At 43.8% G+C, this 13,747-nt stretch carries 16 protein-coding genes; all 16 read left to right on the top strand.

Going from position 1 to position 13,747, the window contains the following annotated elements; translation table 11 throughout:
• Window positions 1-184: 184 nt before the first annotated feature.
• The 16 genes from QZT69_RS08360 to nuoL all read left to right on the top strand — a co-directional run bounded on the left by QZT69_RS08360 (window position 185) and on the right by nuoL (window position 13,747).
• Window positions 185-712, top strand: coding sequence for a hypothetical protein (locus QZT69_RS08360; RefSeq protein ID WP_294672971.1), 528 nt, complete (start codon window positions 185-187; stop codon window positions 710-712).
• A 7-nt stretch (window positions 713-719) separates the two neighbouring features.
• The gene (locus QZT69_RS08355) at window positions 720-2,549 is read left to right on the top strand and encodes a tetratricopeptide repeat protein (RefSeq protein ID WP_294672968.1); all 1,830 of its coding nucleotides are present in this window, start codon (window positions 720-722) and stop codon (window positions 2,547-2,549) included.
• 8 nt (window positions 2,550-2,557) lie between these two features.
• A complete protein-coding gene (locus tag QZT69_RS08350) occupies window positions 2,558-2,860 on the top strand; it encodes a hypothetical protein (protein ID WP_294672964.1) in 303 nt (100 codons plus the stop codon).
• A 102-nt stretch (window positions 2,861-2,962) separates the two neighbouring features.
• Complete coding sequence (locus tag QZT69_RS08345) at window positions 2,963-3,532, top strand: hypothetical protein (RefSeq protein WP_294672961.1); 570 nt, start codon at window positions 2,963-2,965, stop codon at window positions 3,530-3,532.
• Window positions 3,533-3,776: 244 nt separating this feature from the next.
• Entirely contained in the window at window positions 3,777-4,142 is a 366-nt protein-coding gene (locus tag QZT69_RS08340) for an NADH-quinone oxidoreductase subunit A (protein WP_294672958.1), read from the top strand.
• Window positions 4,130-4,678, top strand: coding sequence for an NADH-quinone oxidoreductase subunit B (locus QZT69_RS08335; protein WP_294672955.1), 549 nt, complete (start codon window positions 4,130-4,132; stop codon window positions 4,676-4,678). The genes QZT69_RS08340 and QZT69_RS08335 overlap by 13 nt, the downstream gene beginning before the upstream one ends.
• The gene (locus tag QZT69_RS08330; protein WP_294672951.1) at window positions 4,671-5,177 is read left to right on the top strand and encodes an NADH-quinone oxidoreductase subunit C; all 507 of its coding nucleotides are present in this window, start codon (window positions 4,671-4,673) and stop codon (window positions 5,175-5,177) included. The genes QZT69_RS08335 and QZT69_RS08330 overlap by 8 nt, the downstream gene beginning before the upstream one ends.
• A gap of 34 nt (window positions 5,178-5,211) precedes the next feature.
• Window positions 5,212-6,429 (top strand): NADH-quinone oxidoreductase subunit D, encoded by a 1,218-nt coding sequence (locus tag QZT69_RS08325; protein WP_294672946.1) that lies wholly within the window; start codon window positions 5,212-5,214, stop codon window positions 6,427-6,429.
• A gap of 1 nt (window position 6,430) precedes the next feature.
• Window positions 6,431-6,967, top strand: coding sequence for an NAD(P)H-dependent oxidoreductase subunit E (gene nuoE, locus QZT69_RS08320; protein WP_294672943.1), 537 nt, complete (start codon window positions 6,431-6,433; stop codon window positions 6,965-6,967).
• A gap of 2 nt (window positions 6,968-6,969) precedes the next feature.
• Window positions 6,970-8,313, top strand: a complete 1,344-nt coding sequence (gene nuoF, locus QZT69_RS08315) for an NADH-quinone oxidoreductase subunit NuoF (RefSeq protein ID WP_294672940.1) — start codon at window positions 6,970-6,972, stop codon at window positions 8,311-8,313.
• A gap of 13 nt (window positions 8,314-8,326) precedes the next feature.
• On the top strand, window positions 8,327-9,295 hold the full coding sequence (locus tag QZT69_RS08310) for a 2Fe-2S iron-sulfur cluster-binding protein (protein ID WP_294672938.1): 969 nt from the start codon (window positions 8,327-8,329) through the stop codon (window positions 9,293-9,295).
• 1 nt (window position 9,296) lies between these two features.
• Complete coding sequence (nuoH, locus tag QZT69_RS08305; protein WP_294672936.1) at window positions 9,297-10,427, top strand: NADH-quinone oxidoreductase subunit NuoH; 1,131 nt, start codon at window positions 9,297-9,299, stop codon at window positions 10,425-10,427.
• An 8-nt stretch (window positions 10,428-10,435) separates the two neighbouring features.
• Window positions 10,436-10,975, top strand: a complete 540-nt coding sequence (locus tag QZT69_RS08300) for an NADH-quinone oxidoreductase subunit I (RefSeq protein ID WP_294672934.1) — start codon at window positions 10,436-10,438, stop codon at window positions 10,973-10,975.
• Entirely contained in the window at window positions 10,975-11,487 is a 513-nt protein-coding gene (locus QZT69_RS08295) for an NADH-quinone oxidoreductase subunit J (RefSeq protein WP_294672932.1), read from the top strand. The genes QZT69_RS08300 and QZT69_RS08295 overlap by 1 nt, the downstream gene beginning before the upstream one ends.
• 1 nt (window position 11,488) lies before the next feature.
• Entirely contained in the window at window positions 11,489-11,818 is a 330-nt protein-coding gene (gene nuoK, locus QZT69_RS08290) for an NADH-quinone oxidoreductase subunit NuoK (protein ID WP_144332466.1), read from the top strand.
• A 3-nt stretch (window positions 11,819-11,821) separates the two neighbouring features.
• A complete protein-coding gene (nuoL, locus tag QZT69_RS08285) occupies window positions 11,822-13,747 on the top strand; it encodes an NADH-quinone oxidoreductase subunit L (protein ID WP_294672927.1) in 1,926 nt (641 codons plus the stop codon).

The raw sequence follows: 13,747 nt of genomic DNA, 5'->3' as shown, positions 1-13,747 counted from the left end.
TTCAGGATTCTCATGTGTTTTATAGGATCCCTTCTCGGCTCAGCCGGGGAGGGTTTGTTTATAACCGCAAAGACCGCCGAATTCGCAAAGAGAATGGGGATAAAACTTTGCGCTCTTCCATTCTTTGCGGTAAAATTAAAAGGGTGATTTTTCTGGGATGAGCATTTTATGTAATTTAGTCCATATGTTCAGAATCATGTCTTTCATTTTACTACTCGGAATCATCACTTCCTGCGAAGGCAAATTGGGGAAGTTTGAAGAAGATGTGCAGTTTACCAAAGCCACCAATGATTCTGTGCGCGTTCTTTTGCAGCAGCTCGATACCAACCAGGTGCTGAAGCTGCGGGGAAAATCCAAACAAATGCTCCTGAATTTCAACATCGAACTGGGAAGCGATACCCTCGACATTGAAACAGCAAGGGAAATAGACGGATTCATTCGGGCATACCGCGCCACGGATTTCTTTACAACCGAAATCAAACAGCTACGGGAAGCACAAACAGCCCAGCAGGAAAGACTGAAGAAATTGCAGTCGGATATTGAGAACGGATCCGGAGACCGGTCGGGTTATTACGAACATGTTCAATTCGAACGCCGGGAAGTTGCACAAATTCGGGAACATAGTTTGGTCCTGGAGAAACAATTTATGGATTTTAAACAATCTTACGAGCAATTTAAACCTACATTTGAGCGTTTTAAAGCTGTACACTAAATAAATCATGAAACAAGCGCTGATTTTCTGTTGTCTTCTTCTGTCTTTCGCACTTTCGGCACAAACCAGTACCGACCAGCAATTGGCGAATCTGTATTACAACAACGGGGAATTCGAAAAAGCACTTCCTTACTTTGAGAAAATTATCAACAAGCAGAGCACGAAATTCGACCAGCTGCGCTATGTGGATTGCCTGGAGAAAACCAACCAGGTAAAGGATGCAGAGAAATTCCTGAAGAAACTGGTTTCGGCCAATTCCAATGATTTTGATTACACCATCGCACTGGGAGATCTTTATGAACGCACAGAACGCACTTCACAAACCGAAAAACTTTATAATGAACGCATTAAACAAGTCGCTTCGAATGGCTACGAAGTAGTGGAATTGTACAATTCCTTCATCAAGAAAGGAAAAGTAGAATGGGGCTTAAAAACACTCGAAGCCGGCAGAAAGGAATTGAAGAAAAATTACCCGCTGCAGATCCAGTTTGCCGAGGTATATTCCTTACTTGGGAGAACAGATGAAATGATCGATGAGTATTTCGACGTTTTGGACCAATACCCGAATTACAGCAGCAATATCCAGAATGCATTAACGAAACAGATCGATTTCTCGGAAGATAAAACCGGAGTTTACCAAAAACTGAAAGACAAACTCCTGGTCCGCATCCAGAAGAAACCAAACGATTTTGTGTATTCCGAAATGCTGATCTGGTTGTTTATCCAAAAGAAAGAATTCAAATCCGCTTTGACACAGACACAGGCTTTGGACCGTCGTGAAAAAGGAACCGGGAACCGCGTGATGGACTTGGCAGAAACCTGCGTAGAAAACAGTGATTATGCTACAGCCCGCCTGGCATATCGTTACGTCATCGACCAGGGACCCCAAAACCCGAATTACTATATGGCATACAGTTCTTTACTCAATATCCGTTACCGCGAAATTACCATTGAGAAGAAATACCAGCCTCAGGATATTGCAGATGCTGAAAAAGAATACCGTGAAGGCTTGAAACTGCTGGGTTGGGGAAGGAACGCCGTTTATACCGCAAAAGAACTGGCAGAGATCAAAGCCTATTACGGAAACGATGCCGAAGGTGCATCCGATCTGCTTGACAGCTGTTTGGCGGTAAATGGATTATCCGACATCGAGAAAGCACAGATCAAAATGGCGCTGGCGGATGTACTCGTGCTCCGGGACGATATCTGGCAGGCATCGCTTTATTACATGCAGATCGACAAAGATTTCAAATTCGAGGCAATCGGTTCCGAAGCGAAATTCAAGAATGCACGGATTTTTTACTACGACGGCGACTTCAAGTTCGCACAGTCGCAACTGGACGTCCTCAAAGAATCCACCAGCAAGCTCATTGCAAACGACGCCATGAAACTGTCTGTCCTAATCACCGATAACCTGGGCCTCGACAGTAATTACACAGCAATGTACCAGTTTGCACAAGCAGACCTGCTCCTGGAACAGCACCAGTACGAGCGCGCATTCACTCTATACGATTCCATCAACAAAGCATTCCCGGCGCACGGTTTGGCAGATGAAATTCTGCTGCGCAAAGCACAAGCCATGCAGTACCAGGGTAAGTGGCAGGAAGCATTGGACTACCTGAACAAAATTGTCACCTACCACATGGACGACATCCTTTCTGACGATGCGATCTTCACTATCGCCGAGATCTACGAAAAGAACCTCCACGACAAGGAGAAAGCCTCAGAATACTACAAGAAAATTCTTTTCGAATGCAAAGGAAGCTTGTTGACCGTAGAAGCACGTAAACGCTACCGGGCACTCCGCGGTGATGTTACTGACCCGGAAGATCTGTAATTCCGAAAGTGAGTTTTTCTAAATGCTATTTGACTTATAAGGTCACGGAAGTTGGTGACTATTACCCGATAGTTTGGAAAAAAAAGATGATATTCCTTTATCCGATGCTTTACGATAAGCGTGAAAAAGGAAAAACCATGCATGCGGATTACTATGCGGTTATTTATGACAATTTAATCTTAGATATCCAAAATGCAAATTGCGGTGGTTCCGGAGACGTCATGTGTTTTAGAAAAAATGGTTGGGATATACAGATTTTGAAGGATCCTATTCCGGAAACTGGAGTTGTGATTATTGATATTGACTACTAGTTGTGAGTTTATGTGTTGATCAGCAATCTCAAAACTTTAAAGTACGGAAAATCGCAACTGAAATACGAAATTGTTTTCTCAAGTTTGCAAAAACAAATGAGCATGCATGTATTACTTGTTCCCTTAGTGTTCTTATGGGTATCCGCTCCGATTAATGCATTCGGTTTCACACACGAGCGGAGTGATTCTTTTCCTGCGAAACCCGAATCCAAATCAGTTTTGAAAGATAGTATTCACACTGTTTCAAAGAAAGATTTTAGAAAACTGGGTAAGTTCGATTCGTTTTTAACAGGTCCACGGATCAATTATACCCAGGGAAAACATGGTTTTTTGGGGCTTTCCGGAAGTTTTATGTGGCATGAAGTCGGATATGTCTTCCAATCGCATATCGGGTTTGCTGCCGGAATGGATTTGCGGCTTACGAAATCTATGGTTTATGCTCCCAAATTCACTTTTGAATACCGCTACGTGATCGGGTTGGTGAGAGTAGGTTATTATTACTTCACAGATCTCAAATCCGATTTTGAACACCGCGTTTCAGCAGAAATAGGACTTTCTTTCTTCAGTTTTTTGGACATCACTTACCTGCATTCATTCGGATCTTCGGGAAATCCCTTTCACCTGGATTCAGATTATCTAAATTTTACGGCAACCATTCCCTTAAACTTATAGGTGTAAGTTAGAAAAAATTTCGGCAACAGAATCTTTTAACATTTCAGATTTGAGCGAAAAATCTTTTCAACGATTCACATCAACAACCCTTTATCTTCGCTCTACAAATCCTTTTCTTCGACCAACGGTTTTACTGGGTTTTAAACTTATTTACCCGGTAATTTAGATTGAATCTAAATAGGATTTTTCGCAATTTGGTCTTGTTAAAAAGTATTAAATTCGCCTGTCTTAAAAATTAGAGATTATGTCTTCTGCAGAAGATTACTTACCGATATTGCTCCAGGCAGGCGTTGCACTGGGCTTTGTGATACTGGTTTTGGTGGTTGCCCCGATGTTGGGGCCCAAACTATTCGGAAAAAAGAAAAATGCCAACTGGGAGTGTGGTATTGAAGAAGTTGGAAACGCTCGTTTCCCAATCTCCATCCGTTATTTATTAACCGCAATTTTGTTCGTACTGTTCGATGTGGAAGTAATTTTCTTCTACCCGTACGCTGTGAATTTTAAATTCCTGCAGTCTGACGGATTGATCGCGGTAATTATTTTCGTAGCATTCTTCCTGACAGGATTTTTCTACGTACTTAAAAAAGGTGCTTTAGAATGGGAAAAGTAGAAATTATCAATGGTGTAGAAACCATTAACGGAGAAGGTTTCCAATTGACCCTGCTTGACAAGGTCATAGGAGCTGCTCGTTCGAATTCCGTATGGCCGCTGCCGTTTGCTACCTCTTGCTGTGGTATCGAATACATGGGGACCATGGGAAGTAACTACGATGTGGCGCGTTTCGGAATGGAACGTATGTCTTTCTCTCCACGCCAGGCAGATCTATTGATTGTTGCCGGTACGATCTCCAAAAAATTGGCTCCTATCCTCAAACAGGTTTATGAACAAATGGCTGAACCGAAATGGGTTCTTTCCGTTGGTGCATGTGCTTGTTCGGGAGGGATTTTTGATACATACTCGGTATTGCAGGGAATTGACCGTGTGATCCCGGTAGACGTTTACGTTCCCGGATGTCCGCCAAGACCCGAGCAAATCATCGAAGGATGTATGAATATCCACCGCCTGGTGAAAAGCGAATCACTGCGCCGCCGTTATTCGGATGAATACAAGCATTTGTTGAAGAAATACGATTTGAACGATGAGTAATTTGACAAACGAAGCGGTACTTAGCCGTATCCAGGAAAAGTTCGGTGAAGCAGTTCGCAATTCCGAAGAACCTTATGGAATGTTGACCATCGAGATTGATGCTGCGAAAGCGCACGACTTAATAAAATGGTTGAAAGCGGATGAGGTGTTGAAAGTTACTTTCCTGACACTGATCGGCGGAGCTCATTTTCCGAACGATAAAGGACGTGAGATCTGTGTAAACTACCACCTGTATTCTTTAGTGAATAATGTGCGTTTGCGCGTTCGTGCATTTCTCCCGATCGAAAATCCGACCATTCAGTCCGTTACGGATATTTATGTAGGTGCCGACTGGCAGGAGCGTGAATCTTACGATTTCTTCGGGATCATTTTCGAAGGACATCCGAATTTAACGCGAATCCTGAACGAAGACGATATGGATTACTTCCCGATGCGTAAAGAATACCATTTGGAAGATGCAACAAGAGAAGATAAAGACGATCGCTTCTTCGGTCGTTAACTAGGAAAGGAAAACTTTCGATAAGTAAGAAACTATGAGCGATACTCCAAATAACAAAAGCCTGTTTGCCGATGAAACCATCGACGGACAAATCGCGACGCTGAACCTCGGGCCAACTCACCCTGCAACACACGGGATTTTCCAGAACGTGTTGACAGTTGACGGTGAAAAAATTCTCGACTCAGTTCAAACAGTAGGTTACATTCACCGCGCATTTGAAAAGCTGGCTGAAAGAAGACCTTACAACCAAATTACACCGATCACTGACCGATTGAACTATTGTTCTTCCCCGATCAACAACATGGGCTGGGAAATGACCATGGAAAAACTGATCGGCGTACAGGTTCCGAAGAAAGTGGATTACATGCGTGTAATCATCATGGAATTGGCACGTATTGCAGACCACCTGGTTTGTAACTCGGTAATCGGTGTGGATACCGGAGCATTGACAGGATTTACCTACATGTTCCAGCAGCGTGAAGCGATCTATGAATTGTATGAAGAAGTGTGTGGTGCACGTTTGACTACAAACATCGGTCGTATCGGAGGTTTTGAAAGAGATTTCTCTCCGACATTCCACGTAAAACTGAAAAAGTTCCTAAAAGAATTCAATAAGCACTTCCAGGAATTCGACGACCTGTTATTGCGCAACCGTATTTTCATGGACCGTACCATCAAAGCCGGACCAATCAGCGCTGAACGTGCGTTGGATTACGGATTTACAGGTCCGAACTTACGCGCTGCCGGAGTGGATTACGATGTGCGTGTGATGACGCCATATTCTTCCTACGAAGACTTCGATTTCGATATTCCGGTAGGAACACAGGGAGACACTTATGACCGTTTCTGTGTACGCCAGGAAGAAGTACGCCAGAGTTTGAGAATCATCGAGCAGGCTTACACCAACATGCCGGAAGGAAAACACTTCTCACCGGATGTTCCTGAATTCTATTTACCTCCGAAAGCAGACGTTTACACGAAAATGGAAGCGTTGATCTACCACTTCAAAATTGTCATGGGTGAAACACCTGTTCCGGTCGGAGAAGTGTACCACGCAGTTGAAGGCGGAAACGGAGAGTTAGGATTCCATTTGATTTCAGACGGAGGAAGAACACCATACAGACTTCAGTTTAGAAGACCTTGTTTTATTTATTATCAAGCATATCCGGAAATGATTAAAGGACAAACCATCTCAGATGCCGTATTGACCTTAAGTAGTTTGAACGTGATTGCAGGAGAATTGGACGCATAAGATGAGTATATCAGTTACACATAATTATACAGATCAGCCTGAACCGGAGTTTAGCGCTGAAAAATTGTTGGAAGTACAACGCTTCATCAACATGTATCCGGAAGGGAAACAGAAAAGTGCGTTGATGCGTATTCTTCACCTGGCAGAAGAAGAGTTCGGAGGCTGGTTAAGCGTTCCGACCATGAATTACGTTGCCCGCTTGTTGAATATTCAACCGATCGAAGTGTACGAAGTAGCAACTTTCTACACCATGTTTAACATTGAGAAACCTGGGAAAGTTGTTTTGGAAGTGTGCCGTACAGGACCATGTATGCTGGTTGGTTCCGACCAGATTATCGAATACATCGAGAACAAATTAGATATCAAAGTTGGTCAGACTTCAGCAGACGGAATGTTTACATTGAAAACTGCGGAATGTTTGGGAGCTTGCGGTTACGGACCGATGCTTCAGTGTGGAAAACACTACCACGAACACTTGACTCCTGCGAAAGTAGATGAGTTATTGGATACCTTGCGTAAAGAACATTCAGATAAATAGGAATGGGAAGAAAATTATTATTGGAACATGCAAACGTTCCCGGAATCGAAACTTTTGAAGTCTACCGCAGAAACGGAGGTTACCGCTCTGTAGAAAAGGCTTTGAAAACGATGTCGCCGCAAAATGTGGTGGAAGAAGTTCAGGCTTCCGGACTGAGAGGTCGTGGTGGAGCCGGATTCCCGACAGGGATGAAATGGTCTTTCCTGGCAAAACCGGAAGGAGTACCGCGTTACTTATTGTGTAATGCCGATGAATCCGAGCCCGGAACTTTCAAGGACCGTTACCTGATGGAAAAGATCCCGCATTTGCTGATCGAAGGAATGATCGTTTCTTCTTACGCACTGGGATGCAACCAATCGTATATTTATATCCGCGGGGAGTACATGTGGGTGTTGGAAATTGTGGAAAAAGCAATTGCTGAAGCATACGCAAACGGATTCCTTGGGAAAAACATCTTAGGATCCGGATACGACCTGGATTTAGCTATTGCACCGGGAGGTGGAGCTTATATCTGCGGTGAGGAAACTGCCTTGATCGAATCCCTGGAAGGAAAGCGCGGAAATCCGCGTATCAAGCCGCCATTCCCTGCTGTAAAAGGTTTGTGGGGATGTCCGACCGTAGTAAACAACGTAGAATCTATCGCAGCAGTTGTTCCGATCGTTAACGACGGAGGTGCTGAATACGCGAAAATAGGTATCGGGAAAAGTACCGGTACAAAATTGATCTCAGCTTGTGGAAACCTGGTGAAACCGGGAGTTTACGAAATCGAACTGGGATTGTCCGTAGAAGAATTCATTTACTCGGATGAATGGTGCGGTGGTATCGCAAACGGGAAGAAAATCAAGGCTTGTGTTCCGGGTGGATCTTCCGTTCCGATCTTGCCTGCAAACCTGATCACCAAAACAGCCGAAGGAACAGATCGTTTGATGACTTACGAAAGTTTGGCTGAAGGAGGTTTTGCAACCGGATCGATGCTGGGTTCAGGTGGTTTCATCGTATTTGATGAAGATCAGTGTATCGTTAGAAATACCTGGAATTTCGCACGTTTCTACGCACACGAATCATGCGGGCAATGTTCACCGTGTCGTGAAGGAACCGGATGGATGGAGAAAGTACTTCGCCGTTTGGAGCACGGACAAGGTCACATGCACGATATCGACCTGTTGGCAGAGATCAACAAGAAAATAGAAGGAAATACGATTTGTCCGCTGGGTGATGCAGCAGCATGGCCGGTAGCAGCAGCAATCCGTCATTTTAGAGAAGAATTTGAATGGCACGTGACCCACCCGGATGAAGCGGTAAAACGCAACTTCGGAATTGCGTCAAATCACATGCCTTTAGTATAAAATAAGATCCATTATGGTAAAAGTTATCATTGACGATATCGAAGTAGAAGTAGAACCGGGAACAACCATCCTGAATGCTGCTCGTCAGATCGGTGGAGATGTAGTGCCTCCCGCAATGTGCTATTACAGCAAGCTGCAGGGAAGCGGTGGAAAATGCAGAACATGTTTGGTGGAAGTAGCTGCAGGTTCAGCAGCAGATCCGCGTCCGATGCCCAAATTGGTTGCATCGTGTTCTACTCCGGTAATGGACGGAATGATAGTAAAGAACAAAACATCAGAGCGTGTGTATGACAACCGTGCGGCTGTGACTGAGTTCTTATTGATCAATCACCCATTGGATTGTCCGATCTGTGACCAGGCCGGAGAATGTCATTTGCAGGATCTCGGATTCGAGCACGGAAAAGAAGGTACACGTTACGAAGAGAAGCGCAGAACGTTCGATCCGATCGATATCGGTGATAAGATCAAATTGCACATGAATCGCTGTATTCTTTGCTACCGTTGTGTTTACACGGCAAATCAATTGACAGATCAGCGTGTTCACGGTGTGATGCACCGCGGAGATCATGCTGAGATATCAACTTACATCGAGAAAGCAATCGATAATGACTTCTCAGGAAACGTGATCGACGTTTGTCCGGTAGGAGCATTAACAGATAAAACATTCCGCTTCAAGAGCCGCGTATGGTTCTTAAAACCGATGGAAGCTTCTTGCGAGTGTACGAAATGTGCCGGAAAAGCAGTTGTTTGGATGTTCGGAGATGAGATTTACCGCGTAACGGGCCGCAAGGACAAATACGGGGAGATCGAAGACATCGATGGAAAAACTGCCTGGATCTGCAACGAATGCCGTTTCGACAAAAAAGATAAGACAAAATGGACTATTGAAGGACCGCGCGTGATCAACCGTCATTCCGTGATCTCTCAAAATAAATACATCGTTGACGAGCGTCTTGAACTTAAAAAACTAACAGGAAAGTAAGATGATCATAAAATTAATCATAGTTGTTGTTTTATTCGCAGTAACACTGGGAATAGCGGCTTATCTGACTTTAATGGAGCGAAAAGTTGCTGCCTGGATGCAGGATCGTATCGGACCGGACAGAGCGGGACCATTTGGTTTGCTGCAACCTTTGGCCGATGGTGGAAAAATGTTCTTCAAAGAAGATTTCCGTCCGACAAATGCCGATAAGTGGTTATTTATTATCGGGCCGGGAATTGCCATGTTTACTTCACTCATTACGGGTGCGGTAATTCCATGGGGACCGGATCTGCAATTATTCGGTGAAACGATTTCCCTTCAGGTTGCAGATGTAAACATTGGGATTCTCTTCATTATGGGAGCGGTTTCCATTGGAGTTTACGGAATCATGATCGGAGGCTGGGCTTCCAACAATAAATTCGCATTATTCGGAGCGATCCGGGCAAGTTCCCAGATGATTTCTTACGAATTGGCGATGGGAGTTTCCGTCATCACTATCGTTATGATGACCGGATCATTGAGTATGAGAGATATCGTTGACCAGCAGCATGGTTTCTGGCAGGACGGATGGTTCTCCTGGAACGTATTCAAGCAGCCGATCTGTTTCGTGGTATTCCTTATTACAGCTTTGGCAGAATGCAACCGTGCTCCGTTCGACTTACCGGAATGTGAATCCGAGTTGATCGGTGGTTACCACACCGAATACGGTGCTATGAAACTGGGATTCTTCCTTTTCGCAGAATACGTGAACATGTTCATCTCTTGTGCGGTAATTTCTGCATTGTTCTTCGGAGGTTACAACTTCCCTGGAATGGACTACTTCTCAGGAAACACGCTAGCAATTCTTGGAACATTGGTTTTCTTCGCTAAAACATTCTTCTTCATTTTCGTATTCATGTGGATCCGCTGGACATTGCCGCGTTTCCGTTACGATCAGCTGATGCACATCGGTTGGAAAAAAATGATCCCGATTGCATTGATCAACTTGTTGATTACAGGAGTAGTGATTGCTTATACCGAAGGATGGTTCTCTAAGGACAAATCCAACGAATCTGCAAGCAATGCAAAAATCGAACAGCCGTTGGGGGTGAATACATCTCCGGAAAAGACGAAAACCGGAAATAGCTTATAAATATTCGAATGGAAAGTTTATCAAATCGTAAAAAAGTTGTTTCGAACAAGAAGATGACCTTCATGGAGAAACTCTACTTCCCGGCAATTTTGGGAGGTATGTGGATCACATTTAAGCATTTATTCAAGAAACACAATACCGTGAAGTACCCGGAAGTAAAACGCGAGTTTGCACCGGTTTACCGCGGACAGCACGTATTGAAGCGTGACGAAGAAGGAAGAGAGAATTGTACTGCCTGCGGATTATGTGCAGTTGCATGTCCGGCAGAAGCAATTACCATGACTTCCGAAGAGCGTAAAAAAGGCGAGGAGCACTTGTACAGAGAAGAAAAATATGCTTCTATGTATGAGATCAACATGCTGCGTTGTATTTTCTGCGGGCTGTGCGAAGAAGCATGTCCGAAAGAAGCTATTTTCCTGACGGATCGTATCGTTCCTACTTATTTCGAGCGCAACGACTTCATCTATGGAAAAGATAAACTGGTAGAACCGGTTGATCAGCGCGTGGATATCAGTAAAAGACAATTAACCGGAAAAAGACCTGCGTAATGAGTTTGGATATTCTATTTTACATCCTGGGCGGATTAACAATCGGAACAGCTTTGATGGTTGTTTTGAGTAAGCACCCGGTGAGAAGTGTACTTTACTTAGTACTTACGTTTTTCCTGATCTCTGCGAATTACGTGATGATGAATGCCCAGTTTATCGCAATCGTAAACATTATTGTTTATGCGGGGGCCATCATGGTATTATTCCTGTTCGTATTGATGTTGTTGAACCTGAATAAGGAAAACGAACCGAAACACTCACCTTTGATGACTATTGGTGCGGCTATTGCCGGAGGCGGATTGTTCCTGGTTGTAGTTGCAGCTATGCGTGATGCCATTCTTGCAGCTCCGATGATCGATACGAACTCTCAACAAGTGGGATTGGTAGAAAACCTGGGGAAAGTGCTCTTTACCAAGTACGTACTTCCTTTCGAAGTTTCTTCCGTGTTGTTCCTTGCAGCAATGGTTGGAGCAGTTCTTTTAGCAAAACGTGAAAAACAAACTATAGAGTAATATGTTATTAGCGACATTATTTGAATCAGGTGTAAAGATCGAACACTACATGGTCCTTGCTACGGCATTGTTCGTGATTGGTGTATTCGGTGTGCTTTACAGAAAAAATGCGATCATTCTATTGATGTGCATTGAATTAATGCTCAACGCGGTGAATTTATTACTGGTAGCGTTCTCGACTTATTTCGGGCAGGCAGACGGACAGCTTTTCGTTTTCTTCATCATGGTGGTTGCGGCCGCTGAAGCTACGGTGGGTCTGTCGATTTTGGTATTGCTTTACCGAAATACGCGCTCAACAGATATTCGATTGTTTAATAAATTAAAAAACTAAAACATGTCGGTATCACAATTACTGCCTTTGATTCTTTTGCTTCCATTAATTGGGGCGTTTATTAACGGTACAATCGGGAAATCGCTTTCAAAAGTGGTTGTAGGAACGATCGGTACCGGTGTAATGGCGATTTCGTTTGTCCTTGCTTTGATGGCTTTTATGAGCGTTCAGCACGGTGAACCGGTAACCGTTCATTTGTTCACGATGATCAAAACGAGTTCGTTCTCTTTGAATGCTCGTTTGTTTGCAGATAACTTATCCATGTGGATGACGCTTATTGTAACAGGGATCGGAACCTTGATCCACTTGTTCTCTATGGGTTATATGAAACACGATGCAGGATATTACAAGTTCTTTGTATACCTGAATCTCTTCATCTTTGCCATGTTGACATTGGTACTCGGAAGCAACTACTTCATGTTGTTCTTCGGATGGGAAGGTGTGGGTATCTGCTCTTATTTACTGATCGGTTTCTGGTACCAGGATTTCAAAAACACATTGGCTGCAAGAAAAGCATTCATCATGAACCGTATCGGGGATTTGGGATTGTTGGTAGGACTTTTCCTGATTCTTGGAAAATTCGGAACGCTGGAATATGCGGAAGTGGCTAAGGCGGTGATGACAGAAGGATTTGAGATCTCTGAAATGCTGATCTTCGGAATTACGATCTGTTTGTTCATCGGAGCAACCGGAAAATCTGCCCAAATTCCATTGTTTACGTGGCTTCCGGATGCGATGGCGGGACCGACTCCGGTTTCAGCTTTGATCCACGCGGCTACAATGGTAACTGCAGGTATTTTCTTAACGGTTCGTTCAAACTTCCTGTATGAATTGGAGGGAGCACACGTTGTGAAAGAAATCATTATGTATGTTGGTCTGGCAACTTCGATTATTGCGGCCTTCATCGCCATGCGTCAGAATGACATCAAAAAAGTATTGGCTTACTCAACGGTTTCCCAGCTGGGAATGCTGTTCGTAGCACTGGGAATGGGAGCTTACACGGCAGCCATGTTCCACGTTACAACTCACGCATTCTTCAAAGCATTGTTGTTCTTAGGTTCGGGAAGTGTGATTCACGCCATGTCTGATGAACAGGATATCCGCAAAATGGGTGGACTTCGCAAGAAGATTCCTGTAACGCACATCACATTCCTGATCGGTACTTTGGCAATTTCTGGTATTCCGTTATTGTCCGGTTTCTACTCGAAGGATGAGATCATCGGTCACTCATTCGGTGACAATAAGTTTGTGTTCGGGGCATTGATGTTCAGTTCGGCATTAACAGCAATCTATATGTTCCGCTTGTACTTCGTTACTTTCTTCGGAAAATTCAGAGGAACCCACGAACAAGAACATCATTTGCACGAAGGACCTGTATCTATGACCTTGCCTTTGATCATTTTGGCTATTCTTTCTGTTTTCGGAGGATTGTTGAATTTACCGGGAGTTTTCTTACACAAGGGAACACATTGGTTGTCGCATTATTATGCACACAATGTAGCCGGTGACGGAATGAAAGTAGCAGAACACGGAGATACGTCCATGACCTTGATCTTAATGTGTGTTGCAGGTGCTATGGCAGTTATTATTGCCGGAATTACTTACACCGTTTATGTGACTAAAAACAGCATTCCGAAAGAAGATGACCAATTGAAAGGCTGGGAAAAAGCTTCGGCTATGAAATTATACTTCGATGAGATCTACGATTTCTTATTCGTGAAGCCGGTTCTTTGGATTTCCGAAAAAGGAGCACATTATTTCGAAGGCGCATTCCTGCACCGCGGAGTAGTCAGTATCGGGAAAGTGATTGGAAAATCAGGAGATTTGGTTCGTAAGATCCAAACCGGAAGAACCGATAACTACATTTTGTGGATGGTTTTTGGAATCATCGGGTTGATCGTTTATTACATTATCTATTATAAAAACTAA

This window comes from uncultured Fluviicola sp. (genome assembly GCF_902168135.1).
In the GTDB taxonomy this organism is placed as follows: Bacteria; Bacteroidota; Bacteroidia; order Flavobacteriales_D; family Crocinitomicaceae; genus Fluviicola.
Note: the sequence above shows the minus strand (reverse complement) of the source record. Positions and strands in the feature narration are given on the sequence as shown.